The 11,865-nt window shown below is 67.8% G+C and carries 10 protein-coding genes; 3 read left to right on the forward strand and 7 right to left on the reverse strand.

Features of this window, described 5'->3' with window-relative positions; all coding sequences use genetic code 11:
- Positions 1 to 24: 24 nt before the first annotated feature.
- On the forward strand, positions 25 to 3,300 hold the full coding sequence (locus AVZ66_RS00585; RefSeq protein ID WP_082678733.1) for a glucodextranase DOMON-like domain-containing protein: 3,276 nt from the start codon (positions 25 to 27) through the stop codon (positions 3,298 to 3,300).
- Positions 3,301 to 3,357: 57 nt separating this feature from the next.
- On the opposite strand, the gene AVZ66_RS00590 is transcribed toward AVZ66_RS00585, so the two are convergent.
- Together AVZ66_RS00590 and AVZ66_RS00595 are read right to left on the reverse strand one after the other, a co-directional pair.
- Complete coding sequence (locus tag AVZ66_RS00590; RefSeq protein ID WP_058980794.1) at positions 3,358 to 4,233, reverse strand: TIGR01548 family HAD-type hydrolase; 876 nt, start codon at positions 4,231 to 4,233, stop codon at positions 3,358 to 3,360.
- 32 nt (positions 4,234 to 4,265) lie between these two features.
- Complete coding sequence (locus AVZ66_RS00595) at positions 4,266 to 4,667, reverse strand: UPF0146 family protein (protein WP_058980796.1); 402 nt, start codon at positions 4,665 to 4,667, stop codon at positions 4,266 to 4,268.
- A gap of 40 nt (positions 4,668 to 4,707) precedes the next feature.
- Between AVZ66_RS00595 and AVZ66_RS00600 the strand changes: the two genes are divergently transcribed.
- The gene (locus AVZ66_RS00600) at positions 4,708 to 5,229 is read left to right on the forward strand and encodes an archaemetzincin family Zn-dependent metalloprotease (RefSeq protein ID WP_058980798.1); all 522 of its coding nucleotides are present in this window, start codon (positions 4,708 to 4,710) and stop codon (positions 5,227 to 5,229) included.
- A gap of 246 nt (positions 5,230 to 5,475) precedes the next feature.
- On the opposite strand, the gene AVZ66_RS00605 is transcribed toward AVZ66_RS00600, so the two are convergent.
- The 3 genes from AVZ66_RS00605 to AVZ66_RS00615 all read right to left on the reverse strand — a co-directional run bounded on the left by AVZ66_RS00605 (position 5,476) and on the right by AVZ66_RS00615 (position 8,744).
- Positions 5,476 to 6,441 (reverse strand): hypothetical protein, encoded by a 966-nt coding sequence (locus tag AVZ66_RS00605; RefSeq protein ID WP_058980800.1) that lies wholly within the window; start codon positions 6,439 to 6,441, stop codon positions 5,476 to 5,478.
- 165 nt (positions 6,442 to 6,606) lie between these two features.
- Positions 6,607 to 8,442 (reverse strand): ribosome biogenesis/translation initiation ATPase RLI, encoded by a 1,836-nt coding sequence (locus tag AVZ66_RS00610; protein WP_058980802.1) that lies wholly within the window; start codon positions 8,440 to 8,442, stop codon positions 6,607 to 6,609.
- Between the two features lie 2 nt (positions 8,443 to 8,444).
- On the reverse strand, positions 8,445 to 8,744 hold the full coding sequence (locus tag AVZ66_RS00615; protein ID WP_058980804.1) for a hypothetical protein: 300 nt from the start codon (positions 8,742 to 8,744) through the stop codon (positions 8,445 to 8,447).
- 123 nt (positions 8,745 to 8,867) lie between these two features.
- On the opposite strand from AVZ66_RS00615, the gene AVZ66_RS00620 reads away from it, so the two are divergent.
- Complete coding sequence (locus AVZ66_RS00620; RefSeq protein ID WP_058984599.1) at positions 8,868 to 9,137, forward strand: winged helix-turn-helix domain-containing protein; 270 nt, start codon at positions 8,868 to 8,870, stop codon at positions 9,135 to 9,137.
- Here the strand turns inward: AVZ66_RS00620 and AVZ66_RS00625 are convergent, their stop codons facing one another.
- Entirely contained in the window at positions 9,138 to 11,030 is a 1,893-nt protein-coding gene (locus AVZ66_RS00625; protein WP_058980805.1) for a PINc/VapC family ATPase, read from the reverse strand.
- A gap of 285 nt (positions 11,031 to 11,315) precedes the next feature.
- The gene (locus AVZ66_RS00630; RefSeq protein ID WP_058980806.1) at positions 11,316 to 11,822 is read right to left on the reverse strand and encodes a hypothetical protein; all 507 of its coding nucleotides are present in this window, start codon (positions 11,820 to 11,822) and stop codon (positions 11,316 to 11,318) included.
- Positions 11,823 to 11,865: the final 43 nt, after the last annotated feature.

Raw genomic sequence — 11,865 nt, forward strand, 5'->3', positions numbered from 1 at the left:
TTGGAGCGTGGTGGGTCGGGGTGCATGCCAACACTCGACAGGCGAACGCTGTTGAAGCTCCTCGGCACCGGCGCGGCCGCCACCGTCGCCGGCGCCGGCAACGTTGCGGCTGGCGCGCCGCCCGTGGGCGGTGACGACGCGTACTGGACGACCGGCGAACAGTACGGCGTCGGCACCGTCGCCGACCACGCTGACGACGGCTTCTCCCGAGTCTGGTACACGCTCACCGAGGGGGCGCTCGCGCAGGCCCGCTTCCCGCGCGCCGACCTCGCGAACGTGCGAACGCTCGATTTCCTCGTCACCGACCCGAGCGGCGAGTACACTGCCCGCACGTTTCAGGTGGACCGCACGGGCGACGCGCTCGAACGAACGACCGAACCCGTCGCCGACGACGCGTTGCTGTTCCGACAGACGACGACCGACCCCGAGCGCGGCTGGACGGTGACCGTCGAGTACGCCGCCGACCCCGACGGCGACGCCGTGCTCGCGGACGTCTCCTTCGACGGCGCGGGCAGCGAGTACGACGTCTACGTCGTCTGCGACCTCGCGCTCTCGAACTCCGGGTTCGGCGACGACGCCAGCGTCCGCCAACTTCGGGGCTCGAAGGGCAACGGCAAGGCGAAGGGCGGCGACAAGGGCAACGGCAAGGCGAAAGGCCACGGTCCCGCGTACGCGCTCACCGCCCACGACACCGGCGAGAACGACGAACAGGCCGTGATTCGCGACGAGAACGGCGACCCCTACAACGTCGCGCTCGCGCTCGCCGCGCGCAGCGGCTTCGAGTGGGCGAGCGTCGATGTCATCGGCGGGGACAGCGTCTCGCCGCTACTCACGGCCGGTGACGACAGCACCAGCTACGAGAGTGCGTCGGGGAACGTCGCGCTCGCCGCGCGCGTCGGCTCCGGGGCCGCGCTCTCGGAGACGGTCGCGCTCGGGTTCGCTGAGGACGCCGATGAGGCCGCCGCGCTCGACGAAGCCACCGGGAGCCTCGAGCGCTCGTTCGACGCCACGCGAGCGAAGTACGCGAAGTCGTGGCGGAACTGGCTGGGACACGTCGACACGCCCGCGTCGGTCGCCGGCGACGACGCCCTCGAACCCCAGTACAACTTCGCCGCGATGACGCTGAAAGCCGCCGAATCCAAGCAGTTCCCCGGCGCGGGGCTGGCGGCGCTGTGCGTCCCGTGGGGCGGCGAAGTGCAGGCGAACGAGCCCAGCGACTACGGCTACAACTACGTCTGGGGGCGGGACCTCTACCAGTCCGCGACCGCCTTCGAGGCGATGGGCGACGTCGAGTCGATGCGCGCCGCCGTCGAGTACCTCTACGGCGTCCAGCAGCGCGAGGACGGCTTCCTCCCGCAGAACACGTACCTCGACGGGCGGACGCGGTGGGGCGGCGAACAGCTCGACGAAATCGCGTTCCCGAGCCTTCTCACCCACCAGCTCGTCGAGCGCCACGGCTACGACCTCGCGGACCTCGGCTTCGACTACGCGGACGTGAAGGCGTCCGCCGACTACGTCGCCGCGAACGGCCCCGAAACCGGACAGGAGCGCTGGGAGGAGGAGGGCGGCCTGTCACCGTCGACGACCGCCGCCGAAATCGCGGGACTGGTCGGCGCTGCGCACCTCGCCGACGACGCCGACGCCCGCGAGGACGCGCTGCTGTACCTCGCGCTCGCGGACCACTGGCAGTCCAACACCGAGGAATGGATGGCCACCGACACCGGCGCCGACGGCAACGGGCCGACGCCGTACTACGTACGCGTCAACGACGACCGCGACCCCGACGACGGCGCGCCGCGCAACCTCAACAACGGCGGCCCGACGCTCGACGAGCGCGCGGTCGTCGACGCCGGCTTCCTCGAACTCGTCCGCCTCGGCGTGAAGCCCGCCGACGACCCGGTCGTGGCGAACTCCGTCTCCGTCGTTGACGACACCATCCGCGCGGAGACGCCCCACGGCCCCGCGTTCTACCGGTACAACGGCGACGGCTACGGCGAACAGGACGGCTCCGGCCAGTACCGCGCTGGCGCCCCGTGGAGCCTCGATAACGCCGGCAAGGGCCGCCTGTGGCCGATTTTCACCGGCGAGCGCGCGGAGTACGAACTCCTCGCGGGCGAGGAGGACCCCGCGGCGCTGCTCCGGACGATGGCTGGATTCGCCAACGACGGCCGGATGCTCCCCGAGCAGGTGTGGGACCGCGAGGAGCCGACCGCGTTCGGCTGGGAGTTCGGCGAGGGCACTGGCTCGGCGACCCCGCTGTCGTGGAGCATGGCGCAGTTCGTGCGCCTCGCGCATTCGCTGGACGCCGGCGAGCCCGTCGAGACGCCGGCGGCCGTCCGCGACCGCTACGCCGCCAGCGACCCGCCGGACGGCCCCTCGCTGGATGTGTCGTTCCCACCGCGGGTCGTCGGCGAACAGCCCGCCACCGTTTCCGGCACCACCGACGGCGAGGAAGTCGTCGTGAGCGCGCTCGGCGACACCCGCCACGTCCCCGTCGAGAACGGCTCCTTCGAGACGACCGTCGAACTGCCCGACGGCGAGACTCGCATCACCGTGGTCGCCGCCGACGGCGGCGACGTTGCGGACGCCGGGACCACGGTCGCCCGGAAGACGGTCGCTTACGCCGACGTCGGCGCGCCGGTCGCGGAGTTCGACGATGTCACCGGCGACGACTACGGCCCCGGCCACTACACGTATCCGACCGCCGATGTCTTCGAGGACGGCGTCTTCGACATCGACACGTTCGGCGTCTACGAGACCGACGAGACCGCCCAGTTCCTCGTCTCACTCGCCGGCCCGCTCACGAACCCGTGGGGTGGCAACGGGTTCAGCCTCCAGGCGGTGCAGGTGTACCTCAGTAACCCCAGCGCCGACAGCGGAACGACGACGGCTCGCGAGGGCGTGAACGCCACCTTCGAGGCGCCCTACCAGCGACGCGTCGTCGTCGAGGGCTGGAACCCGCCGCAGGTCGAAGCCCCCGACGGAGCCACAGTCACCAGCGACGTCGCCGTCTCCGCGTACCCGTCGCTGGACGCGCTGAAAATCGAACTCCCGAAGAGCGCGTTCGACGGCAGCGTCACCGACCAACGCATCGCGCCACTGGTGCTCTCACAGGAGGGTAGCGGCCCAGGGCGTATCCGACAGATTCAGGCGTCGAACTCCGGCTACCAGTTCGGCGGCGCGCGCAACGACAACGCGCCGAACGTCGTCGACCTCGTGACGCCCGACGGCGTGACGAACGCCGACGCGCTCGCGTACACGGATTCGGAGAAAGCGACGATTCCGTACGTCGATCTCTGAACGCTCCGCTACTGGCCACGTGAGGGTTGCAGAAACCGGTATCGTGTCGACGTGGCCCTACCGTGATTCGACGACCTCGGGCAGATCGTTCACGGAGTCGAGCACGCCGTCCGCGCCCGCGTCCTCGTACTTCCGGCGGCCTTCCGGTCCCGTCAGCCCGCCCGTGAGCACGCCGAACGCGTAGTACGTCCGGTCCGGGTCCGCTTCTCGCGCGTTCACGACCGTCTCGATGTCGTCGAGGGTGTCCCCGACGAACGCCACCGACTCCGCGCTCGTGCGTTCGGCGAGCGCGACCAGCGCGCGCGGGTGGGGTTTGCCCTCCTCCCAGTCGTCCATCGTGAACCGGCGCTCCGGCGGCACGTCCAGTCCGACGCGCTCCAAGGCGATTTCGGCCTCCGCCTCGGGGCGACCAGTCAGCACGCAGACCGGGAACGACGACGTGAGCGCGTCCACCGTCTCCGTGGTCACGATGACCGGCTCGTCGTTGATGTAGCCGTCCTCAGGGGGGAGGTCGGCCTCCTCGCCCTCCAGTTCCTCGTACAACTCGGAGCCGAGGTACAGCTGCTGGAACACCTCGCGGAGGCGGTCGGGCGCCCAGTCGCCGCGAACGCGCTCGACGCCACGCGGGTCGAGGTGGGACTCGACGACCCCCTCCGCGCCCGCCAGCCCGCCGCCGTGCGCGGCAATTTGGTCCGTGAACTCCTCGACGTCGCCGTCGTAGCCCTCCCGCGCGGCGAGCACGAACAGCGCTGCCGCGTCCGTCAGCGTCCAGTCGTTGTTGAACCCGCCCGCGTCCTTGAACTGCTGGACGGCGGCCTTCTCGATGGTGTCCCCGTAGACGTACTGGACCGACTCTACGATGGCGCGCCGGTAGGAGTCCGCGACGTCCACGAGCACGCCGTCGACGTCGAGCACGACCGCGTCCACTTCCATACCACCACCGACGCGGCCCGCCGAAAAGACAGTTACGCGTCCCGCCGGCCGCGCTCCCGCGCGACGTACAGCGTCCCCGAGGCGACGGTCCGCCGCTCGACTGGAACCGCGGGCTGGTCGCCGCCCAGCGTCGTGAACAGGCACGCTGCGCCCGCCTTCGCTGCCGCCGCGACGAGCGCGCGGTGGAGTTCGGGCGGGCAGTTCAGCGCGTACACCGCGTCTGCGCCGGCGTACACCGACGGCTCCGGGTCGGTCACGTCGTCCCGAACGAACGCCACACCCTCTGGGACCTCGCACTCGTGGACGTCTGTCGAGGTTACGTCCCGGCCGCGAGCCGCTAACTCCGCCGCTACGTCGGGCCGCCGCCCCACGCCAACCTCCACCAGTCGGTCGTAGGCCGCGAGCACGTCCACGACCGCGGGTAGGTTGCTCATGCCGGGATGTTTATGCCTCACGCCGCTTAACATCGTCCTAATGCGGGTGGACATCGTGCCCGTCGGCGACGTTCCCGCGAACGTCAAACGCGAGGCCTCTGCGAGCCTACGGAGCATCTACGACTGCGACGTCGTCGTCGCGACAGAACAACCCGTCCCCGAGAGCGCGTACGACGACGGGCGCGGCCAGTACCGCGCCGCCGAGTTCATCGACGTCGCCACGCGCGCCGGCAACGGCGACAAAACCATCGCCATCACCCCCGAAGACCTCTACTACCGCCGCCGAAACTACGTCTTCGGGCTCGCGTACCTCGACGGCCGCGGCTGCGTCGTCTCCACGTACCGCCTCCAGACGTCCAGCGACGGCGGCTTCTCCGAGCGCCCCGCCAGCGACGTCTTCGCCGACCGCGTCCGCAAGGAAGTCGTCCACGAACTCGGACACACCCTCGGCCTCGAACACTGCGACAACAACCGCTGCGCGATGAACTTCTCACCGACGGTGCGAGAAGTCGACCGGAAAGAACAGCACCTCTGCGGGAGCTGCCAGCGCACGGTCTTCTAAACGCACTTTTTCCAGCGTTCGGCGCGCTCCGCGCGCCTCACTTGCAAAAACTTGCGGAAAAAGCGCCGTCACCCCACCTCCGGTGGGGTTCGGCGCCCGCGCTCCCTCCGGTCGCGCGGTGAACCGCTTCGTTCGGGTCCGTTGGACCGCTCACTCGCGGATACTCGTTGTCGGCTGCTTCACTCTGCCGTACTTCGTGTTCGGTGAATAGCGCGAAGAAGAGCCGACCGCGACCGTATTACCTGGTCAGGGGAGCAGCGAGGTGAGCACGCTCAGGTCGATGAGCGGGCCGTTGCCGTTCCCGGGGTCGTCCGGCGGCCCGGGTTCGTCGCTCGTCTCGTTGGTCTCGTTCACGCCCGGTCCGTTACCGGACGCGCCAGACGAGTTTCCCGGCGTGTCACCCTCGCCGGGGCTGGTGGCTGTCTCGTTTTCGTCGTCGCCGTCCTCGTTACCGGATGCGTCGGGACCGTTCCCGGGGTCGTCGGGCGCGCCCTCACCGGGATTCGTCTCGTTGTCGGCCGTTTCGTTCTCGTCGTCACCGGGGGTCGCTGGCGTGTCGACCGGTGGGCCGGCCATGCCGTTCCCGAACGGCGGTCCCGTGCTGTTGTTCCCCGGCGCACCGGCGATGCTCCGGGCGATAGCCGCGACTTCGGGGCCCGAAAGGTTGCTCGCGGACGTCCGGAGGCGTTCGAGCGCGGAGACGTTCACACCACGTTCGGCGAGCGCCTCCTCGGGCAGGCTACGCGCGGTCTCGGCGGTCTCGTTGGTCATCGACTGGAGCGTCGAAATCCGGGCGACGAGTCCCGCCATCTCGGCGCGGTAGCGCCCCGTGGAGATGTTCCCGTTCTCGCGGGCGGCCTCTAGCTCCTGCTTGCGTTCCCGGAGGTCCTCGAGGCGCTGGTCGAGGTTCTGCGTCTGGTTGGCGACGACTGACGCCTTCGAGGCGTTCGACTTCGCCGCCGCGACCTGCAGGCCGAACGACCGCCGCTCGACCTCGCCCTCGACTTCGGCGGCCTGTACGTCGACGACGCCGGCGAGCTGGGCACCGGGCGCTGTCTCGGTTTCGTTGTCGGTCTCGTTCGCTGCGTCCCCGTCCTGCACCGCCACGGACTCGGTCGCTGCCGGTCCGTCGGCCGTCGACGCGGCGACCGCCATCGGCGCAGCGGCGCCGACGACGAGGAGTGCAGTCACGAGCAGTACGGTCGCTTTCATCTCGGTCGGTCGTTGGGCGTCCCGTGGCTTATACCCGCGGGACCGTGGCCGCGACTTCCGTACAATCAACGCCGATTAACCCGGATTAAGCGGGTCTCCCGGGGAGAACAGGCGGTCGGCGCGCCACGTCGGTACCGTGGGCGTAGCGAGCGCGGCGTCGGCGCGCTACTCGGTGGTGTAGTAGTATTCGCCGTCGCGCTTCTGTTGTTTGTCCAGTTGGCTGCCGGGCTTGTTGATGCGCGGGCGGCCGAGGTTCTCGTCGCGGCGGAACGTCACGTCGAGGTTCGCGAGGAACTCGTTCATGCCCGAGCGCATCTGCTGCGGGGTGGAGGCGCGGCCGCGCTCGCCGGGTTCGCCGTCGAACACCATCAGCCGGTCGCTCATCAGGTCTATCGTGTAGATGTCGTGGTCGATGACCATCACGGTGGTCTCGCGATTCTCCGCGAACCGCCGGATGGCGCGGGTCGCGAGCACGCGCTGCTCGACGTCGAGGTGCGCGCTCGGCTCGTCGAGGAGGTAGAGGTCGGCGTCCTTCGAGAGCGTCGCGGCGATGGCGACGCGCTGGCGCTCCCCGCCCGAGAGGTCCGTGAGGTTCTGCTCGAGAATCGAGTCGAGCTGGAGCGGGTCGCCGATTTCGGTGTTCCAGTAGCTCGTCCCGAAGTCGTCCGTGATCGAGGACAGGAACGCGTCCACGCGGATGTGCTGGTCGGCCTCGACGTACTGGGGTTTGTACGCGATGTCCAGCCCCACGTCGAGGTCCGCGCCTTCCTCGCCGTCGACGCTCGTCGGGTCGAGGTCGCCGGCCAGCATCTGGGCGAGCGTCGACTTCCCGATGCCGTTCGGGCCGACCACGCCCAGCACTTCGTTGCGGTTGATGTCGCCGCCGTCGACGCTGAGCGTGAACTCGCCGTCGCCGTAGGACTTCGTCATGTCCGGGTACGAGACCAGCGTCTCCGCTTTCGAGGTCTCTCGGGGGGCGTGCTCCTCGAACGTGATTGCCTCCGGCCGGATGCGCATGTTCTCGTTGTCGAGGTAGCCGCGCAGATACTCGTTGATGCCGTTGCGCACCGACTTGGGCGGCGTGACGACACCGTACACCGAGGGCTCACCGTACGCGACGTGGATGGAGTCCGCGAGCAAGTCCAGTACCGCGAGGTCGTGTTCGACGACGAGGACCGCCTTGTCCTCCTCCTCGGCGAGTTCGCGGACGATGCGCGCCGCGGTGACGCGCTGGCCGATGTCGAGATACGGCGTGAGTTCGTCCACGAAGTAGAAGTCCGCGTCGCGGGCGAGCGTCGCCGCGAGCGCGACGCGCTGGAGTTCGCCGCCGGACAGCGAGTCGATGGACTGGTCGATGACGGGGCGAATCGAGAGCCGGTCGACGAGTTCGTCGAGGACGTCCCGTTCGTCCGTGCGTTCCAGCAGTTCCCGCGTGGTGCCGTCGAACTGGTCGGGAATCTGGTCGACGTACTGGGGCTTGCGGGCGACGTCGACGTCGCCGGCGCGGACGCCTTCGAGGTAGTCCTGGAGTTCCGTGCCGCGGTACTCGTCGACGACCTCGTCCCACGTCGGCTCCTCGTCGTGGCGACCGAGGTTGGGCGTGATTTCGCCGGCGAGAATCTTCACCGCCGTCGACTTCCCGATGCCGTTCGGGCCGAGCAGGCCCGTGACCTTCCCCGACTCGGGGACCGGGAGGCCGTACAGCGAGAACGCGTTCTCGCCGTAGCGGTGGGTTGGCTCGTCGTCGAGCTCCTGCGGGAGATTGATGATTTCGATGGCGTCGAAGGGACACTTCTCGACGCAGATGCCGCAGGTCTCCCCGAGACAGATTTCCTCGGAGATGCGGACTTGGTCGGGGTCGCCGTCGTCGGCGTCCTCCCCGCGGAGCGTGATGCACTCCTTGCCCGTCCGGTTGGGCGGGCAGTAGTTCGAACACTCGTAGTTACAACGGTCGGGCTGGCACCTGTCCAGGTCTACGACCGCGATGCTGTCGTCGGCCATCGTTAGAACGTGATGCCTTCAGAGAGCAGTACGCCCCACGTGACGAACCAGAGGGCGAACGACATGAAGCCGACGTAGAGGTGGTCTTTCGCCGAGAACTCAGTGATGTCGACGCCGGTCGCGCGCATCAACCCGAGTTCCACGGCGACCACGCCGAGCAACACCAACAGCCCGGTGCGGCTGGCCGGGTTGGCGACGACCGCCTCCGAGGCGAACGCCGCGACGACGCCGCCGAGGGTGGCGATTGTGGTCACCTTCAGGCTGCGCCGGTGGGCAGCCGTCGGGTCCACTGTTTCTGTCATACCCACACGTCCGTGAGCCGCGCTCAAAAGGTGTTCGCTTGCCGAACGGCTCCTCGTGACGACGACGGTCCGTGGGAGACACTCCCGCAGTTTTAAGCGCGTGGAGTGTTTCGAAACGTAATGATGGCTGAAGACGACAGTGTGCTGGAGGACCTCCCGCCGAGCGCCAAGCTCGTCTACAAGGTGCTCGAGTACGACGGCCCCCTCACGCAGAAGCGAATCGTCGAGGAAACCATGCTCTCCGCGCGAACCGTCCGGTACGCGCTCGAACGGCTCGAAGACCGCGGGGTCGTCGACGAGGACATCTACTTCGCCGACGCCCGGCAGAGCCTCTACCAGTTGACCCGCGAGAAGGAAAGCGAGGACGCGTCCGCCGACGCCGAAGCCGCCTGATTACTCGTTCGGCACGACCGTAATCGTCCGCTCGCGGTCGATGGCGCGCTCTAACTCCTCCGCGATGGCCGACCCTCGCGAGACCTGGATGTCGCCGCCGCGGCCGACTGTCGCCGTGAACAGGTACTCGCCGTCGGCCTGCACTTCCACGGTCTCGCCCGCGCGGTCGCCGGACAGCGGCAGGATGATGTGGCGGGAGGTGACCTCCGGCGTCACGACTTTCCCGCCCGCCTGCTCGTCGTCACCGCGGCCCGCGGTCTCCGTGGTGCGCTCGTCGAGCGTGCGCACGTCGATGTTGATGCCGAGGCGCTCCTCGATGTCCGAGATGCGGCCGCCGCCCTTCCCGATGACGTGGCTGATCTCGTCGTCGGAGACGTACACCACGGCCTCGTTCGGGCCGCGGATGTCCACCTCCACGGGGCCACGGGTCGCGGCCTGAATCTCGCGTTCGACCTCCTGTTTCGCGAGTTTGTCGACGCCGGACTCGGGGGCCTCCTCGGTCTCCTCGAGTGGGACCGTGACGACCTGCCGGTTGAACGTGTAAATCTCGTAGGCGGGCGTCCCGGTCGCGAAGTCACGCACTTGGATGACCGGGCGCGCGAGGTCCTCCTCCATGAGACCCTCGGGTACCTTCACCTCCGTCGTCACGTCGTAGACGGTCTCCACGTCGCCCTCCTCGATGTAGACGACGGTGTCCACGATTTGCGGAATCATCCCCAACTCGACGCGGCCGACGAGCCGCTGGAGCGCGTCGATGGGGCGCGTGGCGTGGACGACGCCGACCATCCCGACGCCCGCCAGCCGCATGTCCGCGAACACCTCGAAGTCGTCGGTCTTCCGCACCTCGTCGTAGATGGTGTAGTCGGGCCGCACCATCAGCAGCGAGTCGGCGGTCTTGGACATCTCGCCGCCCAGCTCCGTGTACTGGGTGACCTCCTCGCCGACCTGCAGGTCGCGGGGCTTCTCCATTGTCTTCACGACGTTGTCGTGGTCGGAGAGGAACTCCGCGACCGCTTGCGCGAACGTCGACTTCCCGGCGCCCGGCGCGCCCGCGATGAGCACACCGCGGTCCCGCTCGAGCAGCCGCTCGCGGAGTTCGTCGGCGTGCTCGTAGTCCTCCATCGTCGTCTTCACGATGGGGCGCACGGCCGTGATTTCGACGGCCTCCGAGAACGGCGGTCGCGAGATGGCGATGCGCATGTCCCGCACCTGCGCGATGGTCATCCCCTCCTCGGAGAGCTCGACGAACGCGTCGTCGTCCCGTTTCGCGGTCGTGACGACTTCGTTGGCGTACTCCTCGATGGTGTCGATGTCCAGTTCCTCGTCGCCCGCCGGCTGGTACTCGATTTCGCCGACCTCGCCGCGCTTGACCATCGGCACCACGCCCTCCTTGAGGTGGACGCTCATCGTCTGCTCGTCGAAGTACCGTTCGAGGCCGAGTTCGCCGAGTTCGCGTTCGAGCGGTTCGAGGTACTCCACGTCGATGCCCTTCCCCTTCGCGACTTCCGCCTGCACGATGTCGCTGGTGAGCAGGCGCGCGTCGTACTCCATCGCCACGTCCCGGATGATGGCGTCGATGGCGCCCGCCGCCGCGCGCTGAATGTCCTCCTCGCCGGCGCGCTCGCCGACGTACTTCACTTCTATCGTCCCGTCGTCGGCGAGTTCGACGAGCCGCTGCAGTTCCTCCAAGGCGTCCCAGCCGGTCTGTCGACCGCTGTTCGCCTGCGCTTCGACCTCACCGACGACCGCCTCCGGAACGTAGACGGTGTCGCCCTCGTACTCGCCGTCGCCGGACGACGTCCGGCTGCTCGAGGAGCTCCGCTCCTCGCTGTCTTCGACCCGCTGAGAGATGCGGCCGTCGACGACGACGCTCGTGTCGGGCACGATGTTCATGTTACCTCGGCGTAGTCGCGGCGCACGGATAAGGGTATTTGCCTGGCATCGCTGCCGTCTCCGTACTGGATTCCGTTACACGAGTCTCGCTGGGAGCGGGCATCCGACATCTTCGTCTCGTCCCGTTCATGGCCCCGTTTCCACCAATAACTATTTCAGCAGACACGCTCGTACAGTCTGCCATGGGAATGGACTGGGAGGCTGAACGGGATATGGCCCGTGACGTCGAAGAGAACGAGGAACTCTACGAAGCACTCGCTGACGACTCTACTGGCGAGTAACAGTTCACTCCGGTACGACTTCCAGTTCGTCTTCGAAGAACTCGAACCAAACAGCGTGCAGCTCGTCCTCACGGTATAGGTCGGACATCGTTACGACATCTATCTCCTGTCGAATTTGGTGGGACGTCTTTCGCGCTTCCTGTAGCCGTTGGAAGTCCCACTCCTTCCAGACAATCTGGTTTTCGCGCATCAGACGCCGGAGCGTCGCTGCCGCTGTTCGGTGGTTCGCATCCGGGAAGAAGTGAACACCGACCATCGCGTGCATCCAGTGAGCGCACTGCTTGCGGAGCGGCTCGTCACGTGGGAACTGCCGCATCAATTTTCGCAAGTCGCCGTTCCGCGTGTTCCATGTTTTCCGACGAAGTTCACTCTCGGACAATCCCCAACCGACCTCGTAGGGGTGATTGTCGTCTGCGAGGAACGCAGTGTTCCGGTACTTGATGTTCTCCGGCGAAAGCACAGATAGGTCCGTAATTCTCGGCCAGTCTGCCGGATTGTCCGGAACGCTCATCTCGTCGACAGTAATCGCCCAATTGAATTAACGTCGTTGTTCG

Source organism: Halobacterium sp. CBA1132 (assembly GCF_001485535.1).
GTDB lineage: Archaea > Halobacteriota > Halobacteria > Halobacteriales > Halobacteriaceae > Halobacterium.

Bases quoted from the DNA above. Each gene is read 5' to 3' on its own strand.
- AVZ66_RS00615 (WP_058980804.1), bottom strand. From the start codon at position 8,744: ATGACAGAAACAGTGGACCCGACGGCTGCCCACCGGCGCAGCCTGAAG.
- AVZ66_RS00595 (WP_058980796.1), bottom strand. From the start codon at position 4,667: ATGAGCAACCTACCCGCGGTCGTGGACGTGCTCGCGGCCTACGACCGA.
- AVZ66_RS00600 (WP_058980798.1), top strand. From the start codon at position 4,708: ATGCGGGTGGACATCGTGCCCGTCGGCGACGTTCCCGCGAACGTCAAA.
- AVZ66_RS00620 (WP_058984599.1), top strand. From the start codon at position 8,868: ATGGCTGAAGACGACAGTGTGCTGGAGGACCTCCCGCCGAGCGCCAAG.
- AVZ66_RS00625 (WP_058980805.1), bottom strand. From the start codon at position 11,030: ATGAACATCGTGCCCGACACGAGCGTCGTCGTCGACGGCCGCATCTCT.
- AVZ66_RS00590 (WP_058980794.1), bottom strand. From the start codon at position 4,233: ATGGAAGTGGACGCGGTCGTGCTCGACGTCGACGGCGTGCTCGTGGAC.
- AVZ66_RS00605 (WP_058980800.1), bottom strand. From the start codon at position 6,441: ATGAAAGCGACCGTACTGCTCGTGACTGCACTCCTCGTCGTCGGCGCC.
- AVZ66_RS00610 (WP_058980802.1), bottom strand. From the start codon at position 8,442: ATGGCCGACGACAGCATCGCGGTCGTAGACCTGGACAGGTGCCAGCCC.
- AVZ66_RS00630 (WP_058980806.1), bottom strand. From the start codon at position 11,822: ATGAGCGTTCCGGACAATCCGGCAGACTGGCCGAGAATTACGGACCTA.
- AVZ66_RS00585 (WP_082678733.1), top strand. From the start codon at position 25: ATGCCAACACTCGACAGGCGAACGCTGTTGAAGCTCCTCGGCACCGGC.